The sequence below is a fragment of the Chitinophaga sp. W2I13 genome (assembly GCF_050434005.1).
Taxonomy (GTDB): Bacteria; Bacteroidota; Bacteroidia; order Chitinophagales; family Chitinophagaceae; genus Chitinophaga.
The window spans coordinates 4,381,331-4,400,346 of sequence record NZ_JBNPWD010000001.1 but is presented as its reverse complement, the minus strand read 5'-3'; the positions used below and the strand labels follow the sequence as shown (position 1 = coordinate 4,400,346).

Genomic DNA, 19,016 nt, shown 5'->3' with positions numbered 1-19,016 from the left:
AATGTTTGTGTGGTCTTATTAAATTATCAGTCTTACATGCTGTCTTTTTGGTTGAAATATGCTACGCTATTGTTTATTTCACTACCGGGAATGCTACAATTCTCACTTTGGTGCAACCATAGGGCACCAGTGTAATACTGGTTTCTTTGTCATTTACTTTACCTTTATAAATACCGTTCCGGTCTGTTACGGGTTGGGGCGCCACATCATCCACCAGTTTCCACTCAGGGAGTTGTTTACCGGTGGTGGTGATCGTTACCGGCGCATGTGCCAGGTTCCATACGAATGTGTCTGTTACCGGTTTCACGGTGCTCACCTTCAGGTACTTTGCCGGCTCGCGGATGATCTTTTCAGGCAGGCCGTAGTTCCATTCACCTTTGGGGTAAACACTGAAATAATCGCCTTCCACTTCATCATGTCCTTTCTCCCACTGCTCTTCTAACTTTAACGCATATACGAGTGGTCCTCTTTCCACGGTGCGTGAATTACGGCCCCAGTTGGAAGTGCGTATCTGCATGGGCAGTTGCAGTACCAGCTGATCATCGTTATTCCAGCTGCGGTTCACAGTAATGATCTGGCCGCCTTTTTCAGAACGTAGTTTCCGGCCGTTGAGCAGTATTGTTGCTTCATCGCACCAGGCGGGGATACGCAGTTGGAGGGGAAAGGCAACTGCCTCCCGCATGTTCATCCGGAAACGGATCTGATCTTCAAACGGGTAGCCGGTTTCTTCGTGAATGGTAACAGGGGTATGATTCTTTCCTACTTCAGCAGTTACTTCATTGGGGCTGTAAGTAAGTGCCGCGAGGCCGTTACCGGCAGCGCCATACCACAGGTGCGAGGCGAACTTCGTCCAGCCCTGGTGCATATTGGCCAGGCAACAGGTATAGCCGCTGCGCATGCCCAGAACATTATTCATTTCCCGGTCGAATGGCAGGGAGAAATTGAAAACGCCTCTTTTGATATTCACCTGGTTGGCTACCTGGAAATATTGTTTGTTGTTATAATCGTCGGTTGTTTGTGTAGGCAGTGCGTTAAAGGTCATGCGCTCCAATGCTTCCATGTACAACGGATCGCCTGTGATACCGATAATTTCCTCCAGGGAAAACATGGCTTCCACAATGGCGCACAGTTCAGTTCCCTGCGTAGGTGCGTTACCGTGAAGGTCTTCATCGGCGGAAAAGATGCCCATCGGCAAGCCGTGGAGGCTCATGAGGTCGGTAAAGCCGGTGTGCAGGTCCTGCAGGTATTTTTTGTCGCCGGTGCGCTGGTAGTTCATCACGGGATCTTTCAGTCCCATACCTACATTTACACCGTGGCGGCGCATCCAGTGCTGGTCATTTTGCTGTGCAGCAGCATCTATTACCCAGCTGCGGTTGCCGAGCCAGCTGCTCCAGGTAAATGCCTGTGATTGCAGCAGTGCTGCCAGTTCCAGCAGTTGTTTGTCTTTATTGATACTGTACAGCCATTGTGCTACCATTACGTTTTCAGCGCCACGGGAGGTGGCCCATTCTGTCCATTTGCCCAGCGGGCAGGATTTCAATACCTGCAACTGGTAGTGAAAATACCGCGTCATAAAAGGTAAAACACGGGGATCATTTGTGGCCGTATAATATTGTTGCAGTACTTTCAACATCACCATCTTTGGCCACCAGTCGTCGCCATCAGCGGCATTACTAACGCCAATGGCTATATTCTTTTCCCGCTCGGTTTTGGTGAGCGGACCAAAATAACCGGAAGGCCGCTGGTGATCGAGGGTCCAGTTGATATAGCGGAGTACTTTACTTTTCAGTTCTTTGTCGTTGAGCAGCCAGGCCAGGGGTACTGCGCCATCCAGCCAGTAGGGTGTTTCCTCCCAGCCGTCGCCTTTTCCGCCCAGCCAGCCGTTGTCGTTCTTCACTTTACCATATACTTCATCGAGATGGCCGCTGGTTCCGTTGCGCATGATTTGCAACTGGTGCAGCAGCCAGCCCTGTGGCTTTACTGCGCCGAGTGGAAGGGCCTGGTAAACGGGGGCCACAAAGGCATTGGTGTCAGCCCTGGCACCCGGCGGATGCGCTGCATCCGCCGGGATAAGACCAACAAAAAAAGCAGAAAGCATCAATAAGCCAAACAACTTTCGCTTTTCCATCATTATGGTTTTATAGTTACCAAGGCCGGGTTATACAATTTCTGATGAATCAGTTTCAGTTTGTCCAGTGGCATCTTCTGCACTTTCCGGTCGTAGGTCATCAGGCCGTTTGTCTCCACTTCCACATCGGTGGTTTGTGTGTATACGGCGGCTGATAGTCCTTGTTTGATCAGTGCTTCCAATCTGTCGGTGAACCCGCTGTAGCGTTTAAAAAGATCTTCCTCGTTTTTAAAGCTCTGGTATCCCCAGTTATCTTTTTGCTGCCATACATGTCCGTTCACCGGCAATCCCAGTCCGCCGAATTCACCCAGCACGATGGCACGTTTATCGCCATATATGGCCGGATCCGGCATTGCTGGCTCGGGGTAGTTATGCAGGTCGATGATATGTCCTACCGGGTAAAAGTTACCGCCGCTGGCAGTATTCACGAGGCGGGACGGATCTTTCTTCATAGTCCATTCTGCAATCTCTACTGTTTTGAATTGTCCCCATGCTTCGTTGAATGGCGTCCATACTACAATAGAGGGATAGTTATATAATTCATCAATGATGGTGTTCCACTCTTTCCGGTAGTAGCTTTCTGATTCAGCTGAGCGATGCTGATCGGTGCCGCGTCCGATAATACCGGGGCGTGGCTCCCAGCCGTTTCCGAGATCGCCGCTCGGCATGTCCTGCCATACCAGCATACCCAGCTGATCACAGTAATAGTACCAGCGTGCAGGTTCAACTTTAATATGTTTCCTGATCATATTAAAGCCCATTGCTTTGGTTTGTGCGATATCAAACTTCAGGGCCTCATCTGTGGGGGCGGTATATAATCCGTCGGGCCACCAGCCCTGATCCAGCGGGCCATATTGGAATACGAATTTATTGTTCAGCAGCATGCGTTCTACGCCATTGGCATCTTTTCCAATGGAAGATTTACGCATGGCGAAATAGCTTTTCACTTCGTCTACTACCTTGCCTTTTCGTGTAACCGTGAGGGTGAGGTTGTAGAGGAAAGGGGATTCCGGCGACCATAACTTTGGCGAAGCTATTCTCAATACAGCATTTTCTCCGTTGATGGTGCTTTCTGCTACTTTGGTACCATCATCGAATGCGGTTACTTTTACTAGATCACCTGCTTTTAGGTTTTCCACATTAGCTGCTACCGTAAGTGTTTCCTGGTCGATATCGGGTGTTTGTTTGGTAGAAGTGATGTAAGTATCTGCTACGGCTTCCACCCATACTGTTTGCCAGATACCGGTTACCGGGGTATACCAGATTCCTTCCGGACGCTTCACCTGCTTACCTCTTGGCTGATCGCCATCGTCGGTGGGGTCCCATACTTTTACTGCAATTTCCTGTTTACCCTTTTTTACTAATGACGTGATATCGAAGGTAAATGGATCAAAGCCGCCTTCATGGCTGCCGGCTTCTTTGCCATTAACGTATACGGTAGTACGCCAGTCGGATGCACCAAAGTGCAGCAATATCTTTTTACCCTGCATACCGGAAGGCAGCGTGAGCGTGGTGTTATACCACAGTATGCTGTCTTTCCCCACAGTACGGCCTACGCCGGAAAGTGCTGATTCAACAGCAAAGGGTACCAGTATTTTGCCGTCCCAGGTGGTAGGTTGACTTTCCTCTTTTGCTTTGATGGCATAATTCCACAATCCGTTCAGATTTTTCCAGTTGCCGCGAACCAGCTGCGGGCGCGGATATTCCGGCAATGTAGCTGCCGGCGATACCTGTTCGCTCCAGGAAGTAGCGATCTTACCTCCCACTATTTTCCAATCCTGTTGTTGTGCTATTGCTGTACTGCTGCCCAATCCAAGTGCCAGTGCAAAAAATAGGTACTTCTTTTTCATATATTTTCTTAAAGTGATTTACTCTCCTGAAGGCTTAGTGACCCATGTATTTATTTTCACCGGTTCACCAAAAAATGGCGTGCCGTCTGTATTCCAGGTGATCTTTTGTATGCGGGGATTACGTTGGTTGCCACATCCCTGTCCGGCTTTTGAGTTGGCGTGATAAATGATCCAGTCTTCTTTTCCGTCCGGCGATTTAAAGAAACCGTTATGTCCTGGTGCATAAGCGCCGTTCTCCGGCTTGCTTTGCAATACGGGATCAGGCGATTTAGTCCAACTGGCCGGCAGCAGCGGATCTGCGCCAGGCTTTAATTTCATGATACCGAGTATATAATTTTCTGTCCAACACCCGCATGCGGAGAAAACCAGGAAGATTTCTCCTTTGGCATTCCGGAGGATTTCGGGGCCTTCATTTATCCCGTTTTGTTCCCATGGATATTGAGGCGCAGCTATTTCTATTTTTGAAGAGGCCAGTGTCCAGGGATCTTTCATGCGGGCGATATACAGGCGTTGCACCGCATCTTTTCCGTTATGCCCGCTCCAGATAAAATAGTTATTGCCGTTATATTGTAAGAGGGTGCCATCAATGGCGAAGTGCTCCGGATGGGCGGGATCGGTGATCTGTCCCTTATCAGTCCAGCTGCCGGTGGTTGGATCGGCGGCCGTATTTTCCAGCACAAATGTGTGTTGCGGATGAATGCTATCAGACGATCCGGCGGTATAATACACATACCATTTCCCATTTAAACGGTGCAGTTCGGGCGCCCAGATATCCCTCGCATTAGGTCCTTTGGCTGGTGGTGTCCATATAACTTTTTGAGTGGATTGCGCCAACGCCGACATGCTTTTTGTTTTCCGCATCACCAGGTTATGACCTGTGGTATGCATATAATAGTACATACCGTTGTGTTTTACAACCCAGGGATCGGGGCCGGAGGTCAGCAAAGGATTTTTGAACATACCGGTGGTATCCTCAGAAGTGGCGCGGCATATACCGCTGATAAACAGTAAAAATACCAGTGAAAGTAGTTGGCTACTTTTCATAACATGGATTTAGAAGATGGCTTATTTAAGTGTATATTTCACGCTTAACACACTTCTCCAAAGAAAGACTATCCGCTGAATACTTGTTTGCCCATTTATCTCAATTTTTATCTCTTTTGTATCATTTTAGCTTTTAGCCGGATGGTGGTGGGTTTTAGCGGAAAAACCATTAGTTTTAAGCTTTCCACTAAACGAACACATGCCAAAAATCCGCTATTATATCCTGTTCATGTTGCTGCTGCTAAGCGGGGCGCTATATAGCCAGTCGCCCGGTTTTGTACATTACCAGGTAGAGAACGGTTTGTCGCACAACGCCGTTATCTGCACGCTGCAGGACAAACAGGGGTTTATGTGGTTTGGAACGATGTATGGCTTGAACCGGTTCGATGGTTACACCTTCCGGGTATTCAGGCGAACAGAGCAGCCGGGAAGTATTGGTGGCAACTACATCCTCTGCCTGTTCCAGGACGATGACGGCCTGTTATATGTAGGATCGGACAAAGGGGTATTTATATATAATCCGTGTAATGAACAGTTCCGCGAGCTGAGTAAAAAAACGGAGGGAGAAGTACGGTCCATCACAAAAGACAGGCAGGGAAATATCTGGATTATATCTGCAGGCCGCCTGTTTCGCTACCGGGCAGCTACCGACCGTCTGACAGAAGTCCCCGGCTTCCGGGACGCCTCCTCTGTTTGCCTGGATGGCGAAGGGCGCCTCTGGTTGTGCTCTTCGGCGGGCAATATGGCGGTCTATCATTACGACAAAAACAATTTTACCACTTATTCCCTCTTCACACATTCTGCCAAACCCAACTCCTATGCTATCCAGAAAATTGTACCAATGGGCAGGGATACCATCTGGGCATGTACCGCAGGGCAGGGCTTAAAACTGTTTAATACACGGACACGTGCCTACGAAGATTTCCTTTCCAGGGATACAGCCGGTATTGAATTGTATGTGAGGGACATTATCCGCCGGAACGATGATGAATACTGGATTGCATCGGAATCCGGTATCTATATCTATAATATTAAAAGCAGTAAGATCATCAACCTGAAAAAAAATTATGATGATCCTTACTCTGTTTCTGATAATGCCATTTATAATATTTGTAAAGATAAAGAAGGCGGCATATGGGTAGGCACTTACTTTGGCGGCACCAATTATTTTCCACAACCTTATACGTATTTCGAAAAGCTATTTCCGAAAACAGGTTCTTCTTCTCTCAGCGGTAACGCAGTGAGAGAGATTCATCCCGATAAATATGGTCATTTGTGGATAGGTACCGAAGATGGGGGGCTGAATAAGTTCATCCCATCGGATGGCAGTTTTTCGGCCATCCGGCCTTTGGATAAACATGCACCTGGTTTATCGCATACCAATCTTCATGGTTTACTGGTTACCGGGGATTCCCTCTGGATAGGCACTTTCGAGCATGGCCTGGATGTCATGGATATCCCCAGCGGAAAATTTATCCGGCACTATGCACCGGGTGACGGGCCACATCAGCTGCACAGTGGTTTTATCTATAGCTTGCTGCGTACCAGCAACGATAATATACTGATATGTACTACCTGGGGATTATATGAGTATAGCCGTTCCCGTGATGAATTTAATACCGTAAAAGAAGCACCTCATTATATTTTTTATACCGCTGTTTTTGAAGACAGGGAGGGCACTATCTGGTTAGGCACGGTGAGGGACGGATTATATTTCTATAACCGCCGCACGGGGAAGAAAGGGCTTTACCTGCATGATGCACATGACAGCACCAGTTTGAGCAACAACCGCGTGAACAGAATTTTTGAAGACAGCCAGCAGCGTTTATGGCTGGCCACAGATGATGGCCTTTGTTTGTACAACCGGCAGCGTAATAATTTTACGACTTACAACACCCGGCATGGTTTCCTTAGTAATATGATGTTTTCTATCCTGGAAGACAAGAGCGACCGCCTGTGGGTAACTACTTCCAAAGGGCTGGCGTGTTTTACACCCGCCACTGAAAATGCAGTGGTATATACTAAAGCCAGTGGTTTATTAAATGATCAGTTTAATTATAATTCCGCTTATAAAGATAGTTGTGGCAATATGTATTTTGGCAGTGTAAAAGGATTGATCCGTTTCAACCCCGAGTCGTTTGTGCGTAACAGTTATCTGCCACCCGTATATATTACCGGCTTCCAGGTGTATAATAAAGAAGCCCAGGTGGGTGACATCCTTAAACAATCTATTTTCCTGACGGATACGATTGTCTTATCGCACGACCAATCTTCTTTTAGCATCAACTTTGCGGCGCTGAGCTACACTTCCCCGGAGATGACGGCTTACACATATAAAATGGAAGGGCTTGACCGTGACTGGACTTACCTGGAAACTAACCGGAAGGCGTTCTTTACCAAATTACCACCCGGTACTTACCGGTTTATGGTGAAGTCGGCCAGCAGTGGCGGCAGCTGGAGCATTACGCCGCGTGTGCTTACTATTGTTATCCTCCCACCCTTCTGGGCCAGCTATTGGGCATATGCCGCCTACATCGTCCTGCTATGCAGCCTGGCTTATTTTATTATCCGGTGGTATCATCAGCGTGCGCAGCAAAAGCAAAAACGGCAGCTTGAATTGCTGGAGCATGAAAAAGAAAAAGAGTTATACCAGGCGAAAATTGAATTCTTTACACATCTCGCGCATGAGATCCGGACACCACTTACGCTGATCAAGGGGCCGATGGAAAAGGTGATCCGCAAATCCGATGAGGTACCACTGATCCAGAAAAACCTGCGCATCATGGAACGCAATACCGACCGGCTGCTGGAGTTAACCAACCAGTTGCTCGACTTCCGCAAAACAGAGATCAATGGTTTCAGCCTGAATTTTGTGCGTACTGATATTTCTGAGCTGCTGAAAGAAAACCATCTGCGATTTACGCCAGCAGCGGAGCAGCAGGATATCCGGTTTAAAATAGAGTTATCAAGCCTTCATTTTTTTGCTTATGTAGATGCGGAAGCTCTACATAAGATACTGGGCAATCTGATCAACAATGCTATCCGGTATGCCGCTACCAAAGCATCCATACACCTGCAGCCGGTGGATGAAAACGATGCAACTTTTACTATCCTGGTGAAGAACGACGGATACATTATTCCTGCTGAAATGAAGGACAAAATATTTGAGCCATTCTTCCGTGCGAAGGCCACGGCCGATAAATCCGGTACAGGTATCGGGTTATCCCTTTCAAGATCATTAACGCTGCTGCACAAAGGTAGCCTCGAGTTGCTGCCGACCGATGGGACACTAAATGTTTTTTCACTTACTTTGCCTGTTCACCAGGAAATAGAATTTAACCTGAGCAAATGGAAAACAAGCCGCTGATACTGTTAGTAGATGATAATGAAGAAATACTTTCTTTCATTGCAGACGACCTGGAAGATAAATATAAAGTAATCACTGCGCGCGACGGGCAGGCCGCCTTGCTATTATTGCAGGAGCAGCCCGTGCAGCTGGTGATCAGTGATGTGATGATGCCGGTAATGGATGGCTTTGAACTTTGCCGTATTATTAAGTCGGATTTTGTATCCAGTCATATTCCGGTGATCCTGCTTACGGCACGCAATACAATGCAATCGAAAATAGAAGGGCTTGAACTCGGCGCCGATGCTTATATTGAAAAACCATTCTCACCTGAATTCCTGCAGGCGCAAATTGCGAGCCTGCTCAGCAACCGTCATAAAATAAAATCCTATTATGCCAGTACTCCGCTGGTGCATCTGCGCAGCATGGCCTATACCAGCGCCGATGAACAATTCCTGGAAAAGCTGAATGACCTGATCAACCAGCATCTCAATAACATTGATCTCGATGTGGAACAGCTGGCAGATTTTATGAACATGAGCCGCCCTACTTTCTATCGTAAAATAAAAGCGATATCCGATCTTACGCCTCATGAGCTGATCAATATCGCACGTTTGAAAAAAGCAGCGTCTTTATTATCCACCGGATCATACAAAGTGAATGAAGTAGCGGAGCTTTGCGGCTTTGCTTCCCTGACCAATTTTGGAAAGAATTTTCAGAAACAGTTCGGGATACTACCGTCGAGATATGTAGCGCAGATACAGGCAGAGAAGGAGCGGTAGCCAAACTTAATCTTGCTTCCCCGCCGGAAAAATAATATATTAGCAATATTCAAAGGTCCGGAAACTGGCATCTGACACATATGTGCGCTGATTTCTCAGCGCCATAAAAGTACATCACACGAAACATTAAATCGATTATTACTGTATGCATCTACCATCATTGATCATTGACCTGGCATTAATATTAGGAGCGGCGGGAGTTATTACATTACTATTTAAACGGCTGAAACAGCCGATGGTGCTGGGGTATATCATCGCTGGATTTATAGTGGGGCCCAATTTCAAACTGTTTCCTACTATCGGGGATGCAGAAGGGATAAAAACCTGGTCTGAAATCGGTGTTATCTTCCTTTTATTTTCACTGGGACTGGAATTTAGTTTTAAAAAGCTAATGCGGGTGGGGGGTACCGCCACCATTACCGCATTTGTAGAAATAGCGCTGATCACCGTTGCCGGTTATTTTACCGGTAAACTGATGGGCTGGGGTTTTATGGACAGCCTGTTCCTCGGAGGTTTGCTGGCCAGTTCCTCTACCACTATCATTATCCGTGCCTTTGAAGAATTAGGTATCAAGAAAAAGTCATTTACCAAAATAGTTTTCGGCGTGTTGGTGATAGAGGATATTGTGGTGATCCTCATGATGGTATTATTATCTACGATGGCGGTGAGCCGGAAATTTGAAGGAACGGAGATGCTGTTTACCATTGCCAAGCTGATGTTCTTCCTGGCGGTTTGGTTCCTGGCCGGGATTTTTCTTTTACCCACCGCACTGAAGAAAATAGAACGCTACCTCAATGGAGAAACCCTGCTGATACTGAGTATAGCGCTCTGTTTGGGCATGGTGATCCTGGCCACCAAAGTGGGCTTCTCCGCGGAACTGGGCGCCTTTATCATGGGTTCCATCATAGCGGAAACCACCTCCTCTGAAAAAGTGGAACACCTCATACAACCGGTAAAAGATCTTTTTGGCGCTATCTTTTTCGTATCGGTAGGTATGCTTATCAACCCGGAGATGATTGTAGAATACCGGTGGCCGGTACTGTGGATAACGTTGTTAACCATCACCGGGAAATTTTTCACCACCACAATGGGAGCGTTGTTATCCGGTCAGCCGCTGAAACAGGCTGTCCAGGTGGGTATGAGTATGGCGCAGGTAGGTGAATTTGCCTTTATTATTGCAACACTGGGGCTTTCCCTCGGAGTAACCAGCGAGTTCCTTTTCCCGGTAGCAGTGGGCGTTTCGGCCATTACCACCTTCACTACACCTTACATGATCAAGTTTTCCGTGCCATTTTATAACTGGTTGGAGAAGATCATCCCTGGTCGCTGGCTAACTACTCTTAACCGGTACAGTGCCAGTTCACAAACCTTACAGGCGGAAAGCGACTGGCGTATTGTATTGCGCAGTTATGTAAAAGTGATTGTACTGAATGCAGTGATCATGTTCGCCGTGATCTTACTCAACACCTATTATATCGGTCCGTTTGTGATTAAATATGTGAAGAACCTGTTCCTGGCGGAATTACTGAGCGTGATCATCGGTATTGCCATGATGTCGCCATTTATCTGGGCCTTGATGGTGCAGAAAATTTCGAGCAATTCCTATAAGGCGTTATGGCTGGATTCCAAATACAATCACGGTCCGCTGGTAGTGGTGGAAGTAGTGCGTAATGTGGTGGCCGTACTGCTGGTAGGTTTCCTGGTAAACCAGTACTTTCCGTTCTGGCAGGCGTTAATGGGTACTGCCGTTATATTGGCATGCGTGCTACTGGTGTTGCGTTCACAACTACAGAAATATTATAACCGTATTGAAAGCCGTTTCCTGACCAATCTGAATGCCCGTGAAACTGCCGATGCAGCCAATAATAAGGCTACGGCAGCAGATTTACTGCCCTGGGATGCGCAGGTATCTGAAGTAGAAATTGATCCCTGGTCTACCCTGGTGGATAAACCGCTGATAGATCTGCAGCTGCGGGAAAAGTACGGCATTAACGTAGGCGCCATTAAAAGAGGCAATGTGACGATCTACGCACCCACCCGCGATGAGAAATTATTTCCGCACGACATCCTTACCGCCATTGGTACGGAAGCGCAGCTGGAGGAATTTAACCGCGTGGTTAACACCCTCAACGTAGAAAGAAGCGACGATGTAGCGGACGAAAACATCGGCCTGACCAGCATCGTAGTGGATGAACACAATGGCCTCAAAGGTCAGACCATCCGCGGTTCCGGCATCCGGGAAAAAACGCAGGCACTCGTAGTAGGCATTGCCCGCGGCGGCGAGAAAATCCTCAACCCCGCTTCCGAAACCGCATTTGAATGGGAAGATGTAGTGTGGCTGGTAGGCAACCGCCGGAAGATCCTGGAATTTTCGCGGGGCAGGTAGCGCGAGTTTTGTCTTTCGCGCTTAAGCCTTCTCAAGAAACGCCCGCAGCACATACTGTAAAATGCCTCCGTGGCGATAATACTCGATTTCTATCAGGGAGTTCAGCTTTGATTTTACTTTGAAAATAATGGGCGGCCCTTCAGCCGGGATGGCCGTTACCGTTAGTATTTTGTTGGGAACAAGACCGGTGGAGATATCGCTGATGGTATATGATTCTGTTCCGGTTAGATTTAAAATGGCTGCATTTTCTCCTTCCAGGTACTCGAGCGGGAGGATACCCATGCCTACCAGGTTGCTGCGGTGAATACGTTCATAGCTTTCCGCAATTACTGCTTTTACGCCGAGGAGATTGGTGCCCTTTGCTGCCCAGTCGCGCGAAGAACCGCTGCCATACTCCTTTCCGGCCAGTATGATCAGCGGCACTTTTGTGGCCGCATATTGCTGTGCCGCATCATAAATGGGCAACACCATTCCGGATGGAATGATAGTGGTAAAGCCACCTTCTTTGGGCGACAACTCATTTTTAATACGCACATTGGCAAAGGTGCCGCGGATCATCACTTCGTGATTTCCCCTCCGGGAGCCATAAGAATTAAAGAGACGCGGATCAATGCCCCGGTCCAGCAGGTATTTACCGGCTGGCGTGTCTTGTTTAAACGAGCCTGCAGGGGAGATATGGTCTGTAGTAACAGAGTCTCCCAGCTTCAGTAACACGCGTGCGTCTTTTACATCTTCCACGGAAGACGGAAATTCAGAGAGCCCTTTAAAGAACGGCGCTTCCCGGATGTAGGTGGAGTCGTTACTCCAGTGATAATCTTTGCCCGAGGGCGCCAGTAAACCGCGCCATTGTTCGTCGCCGTCGAATATTACCTTATAGATGTTTTCAAAGTCTTCCTGCTTTACTGCGGCCGCTACGGTATCATTGATTTCCTGTTGTGTAGGCCAGATGTCGCGGAGGTATACCGGTTCGCCGTTAGGGTCATAGCCCAGCGGGGCGGTAAGTATATCTACATCGATGCGGCCGGCAATGGCGTAAGCTACTACCAGCAACGGCGAAGCAAGGAAATTCATCTTTACCTGAGGATGTACCCTTGCCTCAAAATTACGGTTACCGGAAAGTACCGATGCCACCACCAGGTTACCTTTTTCCACCGCTTCCGCAATGGCAGGAGGCAGCGGACCACTGTTACCAATACACGAAGTACAACCATAGCCAACAATATGAAAACGCAATGCTTCAAGTTCAGCCAGTAAACCCGAGCGCATCAGGTATTCGGTTACCACCCGTGAACCCGGCGCCAGGCTGGTTTTCACCCAGGGTTTCACATATAACCCGCGACTGATCGCTTTCTTTGCTACCAGCCCCGCCCCTATCATTACACTTGGATTGGAAGTATTGGTGCAACTGGTGATGGCGGCGATGGTGATGGCGCCGTCGCTCAGCACATATTCTTCATTTTTCAGTTTAATACGTACGGATTTAAGATAGTCGAGTTCCACCGCTACTTCTTCCACATGCTTCTGTATTTCGTAGGTAAAGGTGGTGCCGGAACCGCCTTCCGCCAGCCAGGCGGTATCACGCCGTTTGCCTTCAGGCGTGTACATGCGCTTGAATTCCTTGCTGAGCAGGGTTTCAAACTCATTGTGCAGATCACGGACCAGGATACGGTCCTGCGGGCGCTTAGGACCGGCCACAGCGGATTGTATTTGCCCGAGGTCCACTTCAATGATATCCGTATAGGTGATTTCTTCGCTGCCATGGCGCCAGAGCATATTTTCTTTGCAATAGTTTTCTACCTGCGCAATATCCTCTTTGGAGCGGTTGGTACGATGCATATATTGCAACGTTTGTGCATCTATCGGGAAATAGGTAACGGTGCAGCCAAACTCCGGCGACATATTGGAGATAGTAGCGCGATCAGGCACGGAGAGGAAGTCCAGACCGTCGCCGAATACTTCCACGAATTTGTCGACCACCCCATATTTACGCAGCAACTGCGTGATGGCAAGCACCATATCCGTAGCAGTAACGCCTTCCGTCAACCGGCCGGTGAGCCGCAGCCCAATCACCTGGGGGCAGGAGAAATAGATAGGCTGGCCTAAGATAGCTGCTTCGGCTTCAATACCACCTACGCCCCAGCCCAATACGCCGATACCGTTAACCATGGGAGTATGAGAGTCTGTGCCCACCAATGTATCGGGAAACAGCCAACCATCACGGTTAATAACGCCTTTGGCGAGGTATTCCAGGTTTACCTGGTGACAAATACCCATGCCCGGAGGCACTACTGTAAAATTATCGAAGGCCTGTTGCGCCCATTTGAGCAACTGGTAACGCTCTTTATTACGTTCATATTCATAGGCCACATTTTTTGTGTAGGAGTAGTCTGTTCCGAAAAAATCTACCTGCACGGAGTGATCTACCACCAGGTCAACCGGTATGGCCGGGTTAATTTTAGCGCCGTCTTTCCCTTTGCGGATCACTTCCGCACGGATGGAAGCGATATCCACCACAGCGGCAACGCCTGTAAAGTCCTGCATCAGTACGCGGGCCGGTTTAAAAGGTATTTCGTTGTCTGTTCCCGCAGGATCCCAGTTCACCAGTGTTTCCACGTGTTCATCAGTGATGGCGAAGTTGTCGTGGTTCCGCAATACATTTTCCAGTAAGATCCTGATCGAGAAAGGCAACCGGGAGATTTTTCTTCCGTCCTGTTCCAGTTTGCTGAGTGATGCGATACGTGGCTGCATAAGCTGAGTTGTTGACATTTTTAATGAAACAATGATGCTACCATTTTGTTTATTAAAGATACCTTATTATGAATCGTTTATAAACGGTTCATATTAAAATAACCCTGCCGTACCTATGCATTGCGCTATATTAGCTTTATTGTAAATGCACCTCAAAATGACCGGAAAACTAAAAGTACCCTCCACTTCGCGCCTGGTGCTGGAAGCAGCCATGCAATTGTACACCTCTCCACTGCAGCAACAATATATGGAAGCGATCGATTTCAGTGAAACCAGTGGTTTATATGATGAGCTGAAACGACAATATCCATTTGTTACAGATATGATCTGCCTGCGCAAACAGAGCATCCGCAGGATGTTGCACAGGCGCATCCCTGAATTTGCAGGACAACAGGTGATTATGCTCGGCGCCGGACTGGACCCTTTATCTTTATATCTCCTGGAAAACTACCCGCAGCAGATCAGCCGGATCATAGAAGTAGACAATGGATATATTGAAGAAAAGCAACGGCTATACGAAGAAATTATTCCTGGCAATCCGCTGATCGCTTTCATCAAATGTGATATAACAGATACGGCGCTGCTATGGAATAAATTATTGAAAAATGGCTACCGGGAGGAGATTCCGGCCATCATCATTTTTGAGGGTGTGCTTCACTACATCCCCAACCAGGCGTTTGTGCAGGTGATGCAACTATTTAAAACGCAGTTTCGGCACAACCAGGTAATGCTGGATTATTCTTTATCTGAGGAAGAGGTGCCTGTAAATTTTTTGTCTCATCACAAAGCGGTAAAAGAGGTGCTGGAAAGCTATATTGGCCGGCCCATCAATGTGAATAATCGTGCAGACATAGCAGGATTGCTGTATCAGCTGGATGGCATACTTGAAACAGTGGAGCCTTTGTGCGAAACGGAAAAAAGACTCACCGGGGGCAATCAGCTGTTTCATGCACCCGGTGAAGGCATTGTGGAAATGGTGAGTTTCCGGATATAGGTATTACTCCCACCAGTGCTCCTGCGGATAATGTGCGCCTACGACTACCGGCTCTCCTATGCGGGGAGTAGTAACCAGCAATCCTCTTTGTGCACCGGCAGCGGTCACTCTTTTCGGGGAATCATTCCAGGCGTGCATGGCCAGCACAAATTTGCCCCAGTGCACCGGCAGCAGGGCTTTTGCCTGCAGGTCGACAGCCGCCTGCACGGTTTCTTCCGGTTTCATATGGATGAAAGGCCAGTAATCATTGTATTGTCCGCATTCCAGTATCACGAGATCGAAGGGACCGAATTTATCACCGATGGCTTTGAAATGCGTGTCGTATCCTGAGTCTCCCCCGATAAAAATCTTATACCCAAAAATTTCCAGTACAAAAGAAGACCACAGGCTGCCACCTCTTTTAAAGCCGCGGCCGGAGAAATGCCGTGCAGGCGTAGCCGTTAGGGTGATGTCTGTAGCAATTTCACGGGTTTCCCACCAGTCCATTTCCGTAACGTTGTTGCCTGTTGCCACGCAGCGCTGCAAATCGTGACCAACACCCAGGCTGGTATAGATGCGCTTTGTATGTGGCTTCAGCTGCGCTAATGTTTTTTTATCAAGATGATCATAGTGATTGTGAGTGACGATCAAAAGATCTATTTCCGGCATATCAGCGGGCGTATAGGCATCTGCTCCCGGGAAAGCTTTTACCATAAATGACATGGGGGATGCGCTGCCGCTGAAAACCGGGTCTACCAATATATTAAAGCCCTTTACATGGATGAGGTACGACGAATGACCAAACCAGATGACCACCGGTTTCTCCGAGTATAATGTTTTCAGGTTGGTGTGTACGGAAGGCATCGCTCCCGGGGGGCGAACATCTGCCGGGCGTCGCAGCACTTTGCGGAGCATGGTGAAATAGGTAACATCGTCAGGTTTCATCGGCGTAACGGACAGGTTTTGAAACGCCCCGTTCCGGAAGTTCTGCGAGTGTTGTATTCTTTCTTCTATGGAAGGTAATTTCCGCTGCATGTATTAAAGTTAAGAAGCTTTTATACGAAGACGGACAGTGCGGAGGAATATTTTACCCGGTATAAAAAAAGGTCCGCTCAAAAGAGCGGACCCGTATTTCAACCTTTAATGCCGGCAGGTTAAGATCGTGCCAGCAGTCGTTTTCCCCGGGCCATTAACCGCAGCAGGCGGGTATTGCCATAGAAAGCAGAGTGATACTTTGCGGTGGCCTTGCGGCGTTCACCATAGGTTCTCAGCACGCCATCGGCAGTAACGATGCCTGTCAATTTCTTTCCTTTGTCGAGTACCGCCAGGATATCCGGCGGGTAGCTATCGAAGAGTTCTGTAACGAGATTGATATTATCGGCGGGATACAGGTATGGTGCAGATGACTCCAGGAGCTCGCGGACAGGCGTATTGCTTCCGGCCGACAACTGCTGCCTGTTAACATAGCCTTTAAACTGCCCGGCGCTATCTGTTACCGGCAGGTAGCGGTAGTGATAAAAGACGGTTTGCAATAACTGGTCTGCCTGCGCTTGCGTCATTTGCTCCTGCAATGTAACAGGAGGTTGTGTAGCAACGGCCGCCACATTAATCAGCTGCATCATATCAGGGGTATATTCTTCCGGGGTGGCAACACCTCTGCGGCGGATCTTTTCCGTCATGATGCTGCCTTTCATGAGGAAGAACGATACGAAATAAGCGGCTGTGCAGGCAGCTATCAGCGGCAGGAGGCCATGTGTTTGCCCGGTTGTTTCCAGTGAAAATACGATGGCGGTGAGCAATGCGCGGGAAGCGCCGGCAAACATAGCGGCCATACCGATCAGTGCCGCCGTGGCGATATTGATGCCGCTGCCGGGGAATAATTGTATTACGGCCACGCCCAGTAAGGCGCCAAAGGCGCCACCAATGGTAAACAGGGGCGCCAGCGTTCCACCGGAAGTGCCGCTACCCAGGGAAATCACCCATGAAAGATATTTAAGGATACAAAGTGATACGAGCAGTGCCAGCGGTGCGGTGCCGGTTAGCAATGTTTTGATGTTATCGTAGCCCACTCCCATGGTGTGCGGGGCGAAGTAGCCGATCACGCCCACCGCGATGGCGCCGAGTGCCGGCCACCACATCCAGTGGATGGGTAATTTCTCGAACAGGTCCTCCACGAAATAAACAGATTTTGACACGTAAGCGGCGACTACACCTATTACGGCACCCATTAGCACATAGGTGACCAGGGCAATATCGGTTACGGCAGGGATGGGGGGCATGGCAAAAACCGGGTTGCTGTCGAACAACAGGATGTGCATACCGGCGCCGGCGATACAGCCTATGGCCACGGGAATCACTGAGCGGGGAGAGAATTCGAACAATAATAATTCAATGGCCAGCAGGATAGCGGCCAGCGGGCTGCCGAAAATAGCGGCCATACCGGCACAAGCGCCGGCTGCCAGTAATACTTTTCTTTCTGCAGAAGAAATGTGAATCACCTGGCCGGTGAAGGAGCCAATGGCGCCACCGGTGGCGATGATAGGGCCTTCGGCACCAAAGGGACCACCCGTACCGATAGAAATAGCAGCGGATATGGGTTTCAGCAAGGTAATCACCGGCGGGATCTTGCTTTCATTGCCGATGATGTTCTCCATGGCTTCCGGGATACCATGACCGCGGATGGCTTTACTGCCAAAACGCGCCATCACGCCTACTATCAGGCTACCTATGATAGGAACTATTATTACGATCATACCCAGGTGGTTTCCGGCGGGCCCTGCTTCTTCAAATGAAAATTTACCGTAAAACGACAGGTTGGTAATAAGACTGATCAGCAACACCAGTGCTTTTGCCACTACGCCTATAACCAGGGCGTTGATACATGCCTGCAGGCTCAGGTAAAATACCCTCCTTGACATATTTCCGGCAAACTTTTGCTCTTTTTTATGATTCATACTATACAAAATGACAATTATATCTTTAAAACAATGCAAAAATATGATTCAAATCATATTAAAACCTATTTTTTCTTCCAAAAACACAAAAAAACACTAGTATTGCAGTCATGAAAAAAGCCGGAACCTGCGATCTGAACACCTGTTTTTTATGCCAGTACAGCATTCCCGAATGGATTGCGGCGGTATCGGATCACAGGCAGCATCTTTTTTATAAGAAGAATGAAACAATTTTCCAGGAGGGCAGCCCGGTAAAAGGGATCTTTTTTTTGTATGACGGCAACGTAAAGGTGCACAAGCAATGGGGCTCTGAAAAAGAACTCATTGTCCGCTTTGCACAAAAGGGGGATATCCTCGGGCACCGGGGGTTAGGCAGCGGTGAGCGGCTGTATACGGTTTCCGCCACTGCGCTGGAAGATACCACGGTATGTTATACGGAGCTGTCGTTTTTTGAGGCATCGCTGAAAGTGAACCCCAACCTGGCATTGAAGCTGATGCAATTTTATGCCGATGAATTACAGGAGGCAGAACGGAAGATGCGCAACCTGGTGCATATGGATGTAAAAGGCAGGCTGGCGGATGCTTTGCTGGAACTCAGCCGGTTGCATAAGGCGCTTCATTTTACGATCAGCCGCCAGGATCTCGCCGCTTTTGCAGGAACCACCTATGAAACGATTTACCGCAATTTGCAGGAATTTATGGCAGAGAAACTGATTACCGCGGAGGGAAGGGCGATTACGATATTAAATGAGAAGAAACTGCGGAAGTATATTGTTTAATGGGGATTGAGGGGAAGTAAGCCCGG

11 protein-coding genes are annotated in these 19,016 nt (G+C 48.4%); 5 read left to right on the top strand and 6 right to left on the bottom strand.

Annotated features, from left to right (window positions below):
• Window positions 1–73: 73 nt before the first annotated feature.
• The 3 genes from QFZ48_RS18305 to QFZ48_RS18295 are packed head-to-tail and all read right to left on the bottom strand — an operon-like array spanning window position 74 to window position 5,022.
• Window positions 74–2,128 (bottom strand): beta-L-arabinofuranosidase domain-containing protein, encoded by a 2,055-nt coding sequence (locus tag QFZ48_RS18305; RefSeq protein WP_429063171.1) that lies wholly within the window; start codon window positions 2,126–2,128, stop codon window positions 74–76.
• A 2-nt stretch (window positions 2,129–2,130) separates the two neighbouring features.
• A complete protein-coding gene (locus QFZ48_RS18300) occupies window positions 2,131–3,978 on the bottom strand; it encodes a glycoside hydrolase family 2 protein (RefSeq protein ID WP_429063170.1) in 1,848 nt (615 codons plus the stop codon).
• 18 nt (window positions 3,979–3,996) lie between these two features.
• Complete coding sequence (locus QFZ48_RS18295; RefSeq protein WP_429063169.1) at window positions 3,997–5,022, bottom strand: glycoside hydrolase family 43 protein; 1,026 nt, start codon at window positions 5,020–5,022, stop codon at window positions 3,997–3,999.
• Window positions 5,023–5,221: 199 nt separating this feature from the next.
• Between QFZ48_RS18295 and QFZ48_RS18290 the strand changes: the two genes are divergently transcribed.
• From QFZ48_RS18290 to QFZ48_RS18280, 3 genes are all read left to right on the top strand, one after another.
• The gene (locus tag QFZ48_RS18290) at window positions 5,222–8,389 is read left to right on the top strand and encodes a ligand-binding sensor domain-containing protein (RefSeq protein ID WP_429063168.1); all 3,168 of its coding nucleotides are present in this window, start codon (window positions 5,222–5,224) and stop codon (window positions 8,387–8,389) included.
• Entirely contained in the window at window positions 8,371–9,150 is a 780-nt protein-coding gene (locus QFZ48_RS18285; RefSeq protein ID WP_429050639.1) for a response regulator, read from the top strand. Before QFZ48_RS18290 ends, QFZ48_RS18285 begins: the two co-directional genes overlap by 19 nt.
• A gap of 145 nt (window positions 9,151–9,295) precedes the next feature.
• Window positions 9,296–11,536 (top strand): cation:proton antiporter, encoded by a 2,241-nt coding sequence (locus QFZ48_RS18280; RefSeq protein ID WP_429050640.1) that lies wholly within the window; start codon window positions 9,296–9,298, stop codon window positions 11,534–11,536.
• 21 nt (window positions 11,537–11,557) lie between these two features.
• Here the strand turns inward: QFZ48_RS18280 and acnA are convergent, their stop codons facing one another.
• The gene (gene acnA / locus QFZ48_RS18275; protein WP_429063167.1) at window positions 11,558–14,284 is read right to left on the bottom strand and encodes an aconitate hydratase AcnA; all 2,727 of its coding nucleotides are present in this window, start codon (window positions 14,282–14,284) and stop codon (window positions 11,558–11,560) included.
• A gap of 157 nt (window positions 14,285–14,441) precedes the next feature.
• Here acnA and QFZ48_RS18270 point away from each other — a divergent pair, with 157 nt between their 5' ends.
• Window positions 14,442–15,278 (top strand): class I SAM-dependent methyltransferase, encoded by an 837-nt coding sequence (locus QFZ48_RS18270; protein WP_429050642.1) that lies wholly within the window; start codon window positions 14,442–14,444, stop codon window positions 15,276–15,278.
• A 3-nt stretch (window positions 15,279–15,281) separates the two neighbouring features.
• Here the strand turns inward: QFZ48_RS18270 and QFZ48_RS18265 are convergent, their stop codons facing one another.
• On the bottom strand, window positions 15,282–16,292 hold the full coding sequence (locus tag QFZ48_RS18265; RefSeq protein ID WP_429050643.1) for an MBL fold metallo-hydrolase: 1,011 nt from the start codon (window positions 16,290–16,292) through the stop codon (window positions 15,282–15,284).
• Between the two features lie 119 nt (window positions 16,293–16,411).
• Window positions 16,412–18,175 carry a chloride channel protein gene (locus QFZ48_RS18260; RefSeq protein ID WP_429063166.1) on the bottom strand — a complete coding sequence of 588 codons (1,764 nt, stop codon included), beginning with the start codon at window positions 18,173–18,175 and terminating at the stop codon, window positions 16,412–16,414.
• 146 nt (window positions 18,176–18,321) lie between these two features.
• Here QFZ48_RS18260 and QFZ48_RS18255 point away from each other — a divergent pair, with 146 nt between their 5' ends.
• Window positions 18,322–18,990, top strand: a complete 669-nt coding sequence (locus tag QFZ48_RS18255; protein WP_370908218.1) for a Crp/Fnr family transcriptional regulator — start codon at window positions 18,322–18,324, stop codon at window positions 18,988–18,990.
• The last annotated feature ends 26 nt before the right edge of the window (window positions 18,991–19,016 follow it).